Origin of the sequence: Elstera sp. (assembly GCF_044372965.1) — a bacterium.
Taxonomy (GTDB): Bacteria; Pseudomonadota; Alphaproteobacteria; order Elsterales; family Elsteraceae; genus Elstera.
In genome coordinates this window covers 1-7,094 of the sequence record NZ_JBILQX010000183.1, presented here as the reverse complement: position 1 = coordinate 7,094, position 7,094 = coordinate 1, and the positions used below count along the sequence as shown (strand labels likewise).

The 7,094-nt window shown below is 59.0% G+C and carries 8 protein-coding genes; 3 read left to right on the top strand and 5 right to left on the bottom strand.

Annotation, left to right across the window (positions count from 1 at the left end; genetic code table 11):
- Positions 1-430 precede the first annotated feature (430 nt).
- From ACIQ36_RS16955 to ACIQ36_RS16940, 4 genes are read right to left on the bottom strand one after another with little or no spacing between them, the layout of a single operon-like run.
- Positions 431-1,438, bottom strand: coding sequence for a TRAP transporter substrate-binding protein (locus ACIQ36_RS16955; RefSeq protein ID WP_395831482.1), 1,008 nt, complete (start codon positions 1,436-1,438; stop codon positions 431-433).
- Positions 1,439-1,465: 27 nt separating this feature from the next.
- Entirely contained in the window at positions 1,466-2,743 is a 1,278-nt protein-coding gene (locus ACIQ36_RS16950; protein ID WP_395831480.1) for a TRAP transporter large permease, read from the bottom strand.
- Positions 2,744-2,755: 12 nt separating this feature from the next.
- Entirely contained in the window at positions 2,756-3,265 is a 510-nt protein-coding gene (locus ACIQ36_RS16945; protein ID WP_395831478.1) for a TRAP transporter small permease, read from the bottom strand.
- A gap of 19 nt (positions 3,266-3,284) precedes the next feature.
- On the bottom strand, positions 3,285-3,788 hold the full coding sequence (locus ACIQ36_RS16940) for a gluconokinase (RefSeq protein ID WP_395831476.1): 504 nt from the start codon (positions 3,786-3,788) through the stop codon (positions 3,285-3,287).
- Positions 3,789-4,020: 232 nt separating this feature from the next.
- Between ACIQ36_RS16940 and ACIQ36_RS16935 the strand changes: the two genes are divergently transcribed.
- Together ACIQ36_RS16935 and ACIQ36_RS16930 are read left to right on the top strand one after the other, a co-directional pair.
- Positions 4,021-5,049, top strand: coding sequence for a LacI family DNA-binding transcriptional regulator (locus tag ACIQ36_RS16935; RefSeq protein WP_395831474.1), 1,029 nt, complete (start codon positions 4,021-4,023; stop codon positions 5,047-5,049).
- Between the two features lie 351 nt (positions 5,050-5,400).
- Positions 5,401-5,526 carry a hypothetical protein gene (locus ACIQ36_RS16930; RefSeq protein WP_395831472.1) on the top strand — a complete coding sequence of 42 codons (126 nt, stop codon included), beginning with the start codon at positions 5,401-5,403 and terminating at the stop codon, positions 5,524-5,526.
- 3 nt (positions 5,527-5,529) lie between these two features.
- On the opposite strand, the gene ACIQ36_RS16925 is transcribed toward ACIQ36_RS16930, so the two are convergent.
- Positions 5,530-6,444: a MurR/RpiR family transcriptional regulator gene (locus tag ACIQ36_RS16925; protein WP_395831470.1), complete on the bottom strand. Its 915-nt coding sequence runs from the start codon at positions 6,442-6,444 to the stop codon at positions 5,530-5,532.
- A 160-nt stretch (positions 6,445-6,604) separates the two neighbouring features.
- Between ACIQ36_RS16925 and ACIQ36_RS16920 the strand changes: the two genes are divergently transcribed.
- Positions 6,605-7,094: extracellular solute-binding protein (locus ACIQ36_RS16920; RefSeq protein WP_395831468.1), on the top strand; the 490-nt coding region annotated here is incomplete at its 3' end.

Below are 7,094 nucleotides of genomic sequence, written 5' to 3'. Positions count from 1 at the left end.
TGTTCCCCACGCCAGCGCCGCCGCATCGGGAAGTACCCGCAAATCGCGCCGTCCTGGCACCGGGCACCCCACCGGCACAGGATCGAGCGCGTCCAAAATCGGCTTCAAATCCCCCGCGCCACTGATCGCGCAGATGAGCGAATCCTGCACAGCGAGGCGTGCCATCGCGGCCCCTTGCGCGGTCCAAGTACGCGGCGCAGTGACAACCCACGCCGCCAATCGCTGCGATACGCCCTGGGATTCGGCTGTCATCGGCATGGGCTGAGGGCCTTTATCGGAAGCAAGAGACGCACCGCGCGCCGCCTTCTCAAGAGAAAATATATTTCATAAATTAATTCAATATGAAAATAATTATATCAATTCTGAGTCTCAAAAAACCGAACGCGCGGGGCAGCCCCCCCATCCCGCGCGTCGGCTCATATCATAAGGCTTAACGAACCTTGGCGAGCGCCGCTTGCAGATCGGCGAGAACCTGAGCCCCGCCATCGGCGGCGAATTTATCGTAGGCGGGCTTCACCTTGTCGCGCATCCGCTGGAGTTCGGCGGCGGGCAACTCGTTGATTTGCATCCCCTTGGCTTTAAGCTCGGTCATGCTCTCGATTGAGGCTTTGCGGCTATCGCTACGCTCAAACGCCCGCGAGGCTTCGGCGGCGCTTTGCAGCATCTTCTTTTCATCCGCCGAGAGCCCATCGTGCCACCGCTTGCTAGCCAGCACGATCCAAGGGCTATAGACGTGGCGCGAGATGGTAAGGAACTTCTGCACTTCGTAGAACTTGCTCGATTGGATCGTCGTGACCGGGTTTTCCTGACCATCGACCGTGCCGGTTTCCAGCGCCGTAAACAGTTCAGAAAACGCCATCGGCACCGCATTCGCGCCAAACTGGTTAAACATGTCGATATAGATGGGGTTCTGCATCACGCGCAGCTTGATCCCCGACAGATCCTCGTACTTCGTGACCGGGCGCTTGCTGTTGGTGAGATTACGGAAGCCGTTTTCCCAATAGACCAAGCCGACGAGGCCTTTTTCTTGCAGCCTTGCCATCAGTTTTTCACCGAATGGCCCATCGAGCACGGCGTCAGCTTCCTTTTCGTTGGCGAAGAGGAACGGCAGATCGTAAACGCCGAAATCTTTGACGATGCCGACAAGGGTGGCGGTCGAGCCGACCATCATTTCTTGCGCGCCGCCGATCAGCGCATTCTGCATCTGCACGTCGCTGCCCAAGGTGGCATCGCCGAAGCCTTTGAGGCGCAGTTTTCCGCCCGATTGCTTATCAAGCTCCTGCGCAAAGAATTTAGCCGCGCGCCCCTGATTGCTGTTTTCCGACAGGCCGTAGCCGAAACGGATGAGGCGGCTTTTAACGTCTTGCGCTTGCGCGGGCAAAGCCCCGACCAGCGTAACCACCGCGATAGCAACCGTGCTCAGAAGAAATTGACGCATCTTGTTTCACTCCCTTGGATTTTTTGGTTAGTGGAAGAATTTTGCTGGCACCGTGACGATTTCCGGCATCACGACGAGCAGCAACAGCAAGACGGAGTAGGTCAGAAGGAACGGCCAGACGCCTTTGGTGGCGCTTTCCATCGAAATCTTCGCAACCCCGCAAACAACGTTCAGGACCGTGCAAATCGGCGGTGTGAGCAGCCCGATGCAGCCGGTCATGATAAAAATCACCCCGAAATAGACCGGATCGATGCCCGCTTTGGCCGCGAGCGGTGCCAGCACCGGCCCGAGGATCAGGATCGTTGGCGTCAGATCCAACACAATCCCGGCGGCCAGTAGCAGCACGACGATCCCCAGCATCAGCAGAATGCGGTTATCGAGAATGGGGGTGAGCAACTCGATCACTTGGTCCGGCAAATCGGCCAAGGTGATCATGTAAGAAGAGACCATCGCCGCCGCGACCAAGAACATAACGACGGACGTCGTCCGCGCCGCGTTCACGAACAGCGGCATCAACTCGCTCACCTTAACCTGCCGATAGATGAACAAGGATACGAACAGCGAGTAAACCGCCGCCACCACCGCGGCTTCCGTCGGCGTGAAAATCCCGCCGCGTAAGCCCCCGATGATCAGCACCGGCAAGGCCAAGGCCCATAGACCATCGACCAGAGCCGCGCGCCGTTCCGCCCCACTCCGCCGCCGCTGCGGAACAACATCCATGTTCCGCGCCATCAGCATCCAGGTGAAGACAAGGCCCAGGCCCATCAACAACCCCGGCACAATCCCCGCCATGAACAGGGCGCTGATCGAGGTATTGGTCGTAACCCCATAAATGATGAACGGCATACTCGGCGGAATAATCGGCGCGATGATGCCGCCCGACGCAATCAGGCCCGCCGACCGGGGCACCGGATACCCGTTATCGCGCATCATCGGGATCAGCAGGGTCGCGAGCGCCGCCGTATCGGCAATGGCTGAGCCGGAGAGGGAAGCCAGAAGCACTGCCGCCCCAATCGCAACATAGCCTAAACCGCCGCGAATATGCCCGACCAAGCTCACGGCCAGCGTGATGATCCGTTGGGAAATCCCCCCGGCGTTCATCAACTCGCCCGCTAGAATAAAGAAGGGCACCGCCATGAGTGGAAAATTATCGGCCCCGGAGAGCATGTTTTGCGCCAAAAGCTGCGCGTCAAAAAAATCGAGGTGGATCATCAATCCGACGCCGCTCAACATCAACGCGAAAGCGATAGGCATGCCAAGCAGCATCAGGCCGGTTAGCGCGGCCAGGAAAACGAAGAGGGTCATCGCGCCGCGCCCCTACAGATCGTTGCCGAAAGCGGCGTGGTTGGGTGCGCCGGGGACCATTGCCGCCGGATGGTTCGTGAGAATCCGCACGAGGTTCAGCAGCACGATCCCGCCCATAACCAGCGCCGGAAGCAGGCCCGCAGCCGCATATAAAGCCGTGGGGAAGCGCAAGACGGTGGAATAAATATCGAGCCCAATCACCGTTTGAACGTAGCTCCCCTCGAAAAACAGGTAGAGGGCATAGAGCATCAAGCCGTGGCTGATAATCGCACACAGTTTGCGGCCCAGTGGCGAGAGCCGCGACACCAGCAGTTCAAGCCCGAGGTGCTGGTGATTTTTAAGCGCCAAAGTCGCGCCCAGAAAAACCAGCCATACGAACAGCAGCCGAGAGATTTCCTCAGCCCAAACAAGACCGGTGCCAAACGCATACCGCAGCACAACATTGCCGAAAATGAGCAGCACCATGATTGCAAGCATCGCCCCCATGATCCACTCGGTTACACGTTCGAGAGTCCGAACCATTGTTTCCTCCCTTATTTTTTTATTTAGAAATACCCAAGGCCACGATGGTGCCCTCAACGATGGTTTCCGGGCTTTGATCGATGCTTTGGATAATCGGCTGCTCCTCTGCCCCCGGCGGCTCTAGGGTTGCAAGCTGGCTATCGAGCAGGGAGACCGGCATGAAATGGCCTTCGCGCGCCGCCATGCGTTCGATCAGCAGCGCGCGCGGGCCGGTCAGATGCACAAAGCGCGTTGCCGGGGCCGCTGCGCGCAACAGATCCCGGTAAGGCCGCCGCAAGGCCGAACAGGACACGACAATCCCTGCGCCGCGCCAAGCGGCCTCGGCCAAGGCCCGCGCAATCGCCGCAAGCCAGCCTTGCCGGTCGGCATCGGTGAGGGGGATACCTTCGGCCATGCGCGCCACATTCTCGGGCGGATGGAGCGCGTCGCCTTCCAAAAACGCCACGCCTAACCGCGCCGCTAAATCCCGGCCGACGCGGCTCTTACCGCAGCCGGAAACCCCCATCACGACGATTGGGGGCACAGGCACGCTTATGTTTGCGCTAACATTTGTGGCGGAAGTCCGTATGTTTCCGCTAACATTCGCCACCATGGCGCACCTCCCTAGCCTTAGCCTGCACGGGCCAAAGTCACGTCACCATGCTCAGCGATTTAGAGCAGGTTTTTCTGTTCTTGAGCCGATGTTAGCGCTATCAATTGTCTTTGTAAAGCGCCGGATGCCGGAAAAAAATAATCGTGGGAGCGGAGGGATTTAGATGGAAAAGCCGCGTAAACGCCGCGCCTCGCGCACCAATCGCATCACGCTGGACGATGTGGCCCGTCACGTCGGCGTGAGCGCTATTACCGTTTCGCGCGCGTTGCGAAGCCCGCAAAAGGTAGCCCCGGCTTTACGCGATCAGATTCTGGAGGCCGCGCAAACCCTGGGCTATGTGCCCAATCATGCCGCCAGCGCCTTGGCCTCAGCGCGCTCGATGAATATCGCCGTCCTTATCCCATCGCTTACGAATATGCTGTTCGTCGATATGATTGGCGGGATCGAAGATATTTTGAACCCCCACGGTTATCAAATCCTCATCGGCACGACGCGCTACGCCCCGGAGGAAGAAGAGCGGCTGTTGCGCGCTTATCTCGGTTTCACGCCCGACGGTCTGCTCATCACCGGGCTCGATCATTCCGCTGGCACCTGGGAGCTTCTGCGCGGCTATAACCAGCCGATCGTTCACCTCATGGATATGGGCAAGGATACCGATAGCTACACTGTCGGCTTTTCCCAGCAAGAGGCCGGGGCGACGCTCACCCGCCATCTGCTGGAAAAAGGCTATCGGCGCATTGGCTTCGTCGCCGTGCAACTCGATCCGCGCACGCTCAACCGGGGCGAAGGCTACCGGCAGGCGCTGCGGGACGCGGGCTGCTACGACCCGCGCCGCGAAATCCGTGTGCCGACGCCCTCCTCTATCGGCTTAGGCGCGGTTCTTCTCGATCAAATGCTGGCGCAAGCACCGGACTGTGACGCGATTTTTTTCTGTAACGATGATTTAGCCCATGGGGCGCTCTTCCAATGCCGGGAGCGGGGCGTGCGCGTGCCCGAAGATCTCGCCATCGTCGGCTTCAACGACCTCAGCGGCTCGGCCTGGACCCTGCCGCCGCTGACCACCATCGCCACACCGCGCCGGGAGGTCGGAGAGGAAGCCGCGCGAATCCTGCTGGCCCTACTCTCCGATAACCCGCCGCAGCGGCGCCATCTGGACTTGGGCTATCGGCTGATGGCACGCAAAAGCGCGTAGTCCATCCACCTGAGCAAAAGTCCATTGGTTTTGCCGGAGGGACTGTGTTGGTTGCGGGGGCGTGGATCGAAACCAGGCGAGTATCGGGGCACGGTGCATAGGCCCACGTTGGTCCCCCTAAGGGAGTGTTGACCGTATCTATTGCTTACGGAAATCACGACCAGCGAGGTCTACCAGATATTCAGCCATTGGCAGTATCTTGCGATTAACCTGCGTTAGAACTTTCGTCCGGTTGAAACTGGAGCCTTGGGCTAAAGTGCTCTACCTCTAATTTTTGGGCCAAGTGAGTTTGGATTTTACGTCCTTCCGCTCCCCCGCGATCTGGTCCACGCCGACCAGCACGGTACAACGATGTTTCTTGAGACGGTTCTGGACGGGCTCGCTTCTGCCATCGATATCGTCATTGCCAAAGAAAAAACCATCCTCGACGTCGCCCGTGCCCTCGGCTTTACCGTGGACGTGCTGAAAGAGGCGTGAGGCTCACGACGTAGAGGTACGGGCCGCGCGGGGAAGCGGTTGATCGAACACCGAAAACGCCTCCCACAGCGCTTCCCCCGCCGCGAGATTATCGGCCACCTGTTGCTTCCGCCGCAAGGTAACGCCGTTGACCAGCGTATTCACCAGGGCGAACAAACCGAGGTATGAATCGAACGCGGTAGCTCCTTCTGTCGCCGCGACCAGCCGGTAACGCGCCCATTCGCCCAAGGGGGAAATCAGGCTATCGGTCAGCACAGCCACATCGGCGCCGCGATCAACAAAGCATTTTGCGGTTTGCACGACCGAGCGCACATAGCGCCGCACGTCGATAGCAATCAATAAATCGCCGGGGCGCACGCGCATCAAACGGTCGGCGAGCAAAGATTGCCCGGTTTCCAGCAACGTCACGTCATCAACGCCCATATTGAGCTGAGCATAAAGCAGATGCGCGACGGAATAGCCTTTCTTCTCGCCGATGATAAACACGCGCTGATTGGGAATGCACAGGCGGGCAACCAGGGCGGCGAACTGCGCGCCATCCAGTTCTTGAAACGTCCGCGACAGGTTACGCTGCTCAAGCTCGAAGGTACGCTGGATAATCCCGGCAGGATCGTCGGCATGGGCGGCGGGATTGCTAAGGCGTTCCAGCGGTGAATGCAGGCGGCGCTCCACTTGCCCCCTTACCTCGCGCTGAAAATCGGCAAAACCATTGTAGCCGAGCTTGGCGAAAAACCGAACCACCGTGGCCGGGCTCGCCCCGACCTGCGCCCCGATGGAGGTCGCGGACTCGAACGCGACATTCGGATAATGATCCGCCAGATAGCTCGCAAGCGCCCGCTCGCGCTCCGTGAGATCATGGCGTTGCGCTTCAATGCGGTCGATCAGCTTGACGGGCTTGGGCGGTTGTATCTCGAGCATGGCTGACACCTTAGCGAATCTGGGCGACAGACGGAACGGAAAAATGATTTTCATTTTTCATTTATATGAAAAACATATTGCATGATCGCTTTAGGCTGATTACTCTCTTTCACAAGCACGCCGAAACAGGCGGCCTTTTTCCCCTGAACAGGAGAGACTAATGGGACCTATCTTTTCCCGAGCAACCCCTGCCCGCCTGCTGCTGGCCGCCCTTCTGCTCAGCGGGGGCGCCCAGACCGCCAACGCGCAAGAGCGGGAACTTGTGATCGTCGCCACCGGCGGCGCGTTTGAAGCCACCTTGCGCCAACAGTTCTATGAGCCCTTCACGAAGGAGAATGGCGCACGGATCCGCTCGGTCGCCGCGACCAATGCCGAAACTTGGACCAAACTGAAGGCCATGCGCCAAGCCGGAAAAATGGAGTGGGACATTGTCACCGCTTACCCGGAAGATCTGGTCGCCCAGGCCGATCAATTAGAGCCGTTTCAATGCTCTGAGTTTAAAAACCTGAGCAAAGCGATTGAGGGGGCCTGCCTCGGCAATGGTTTTCTGCGCTCGGCAGGCGGCGTGAACATCGTTTACAACACTACCAAATTCCCGCAAGGCGGCCCGAAAACCTGGGCGGAGTTTTGGGATACGAAACGCTTTCCTG

What these genes read in the sequence shown, in the direction of transcription:
- ACIQ36_RS16945 (WP_395831478.1), bottom strand. Translation starts at nt 3,265, where the DNA reads ATGGTTCGGACTCTCGAACGTGTAACCGAGTGGATCATGGGGGCGATG.
- ACIQ36_RS16950 (WP_395831480.1), bottom strand. Translation starts at nt 2,743, where the DNA reads ATGACCCTCTTCGTTTTCCTGGCCGCGCTAACCGGCCTGATGCTGCTT.
- ACIQ36_RS16955 (WP_395831482.1), bottom strand. Translation starts at nt 1,438, where the DNA reads ATGCGTCAATTTCTTCTGAGCACGGTTGCTATCGCGGTGGTTACGCTG.
- ACIQ36_RS16930 (WP_395831472.1), top strand. Translation starts at nt 5,401, where the DNA reads ATGTTTCTTGAGACGGTTCTGGACGGGCTCGCTTCTGCCATCGATATC.
- ACIQ36_RS16925 (WP_395831470.1), bottom strand. Translation starts at nt 6,444, where the DNA reads ATGCTCGAGATACAACCGCCCAAGCCCGTCAAGCTGATCGACCGCATT.
- ACIQ36_RS16935 (WP_395831474.1), top strand. Translation starts at nt 4,021, where the DNA reads ATGGAAAAGCCGCGTAAACGCCGCGCCTCGCGCACCAATCGCATCACG.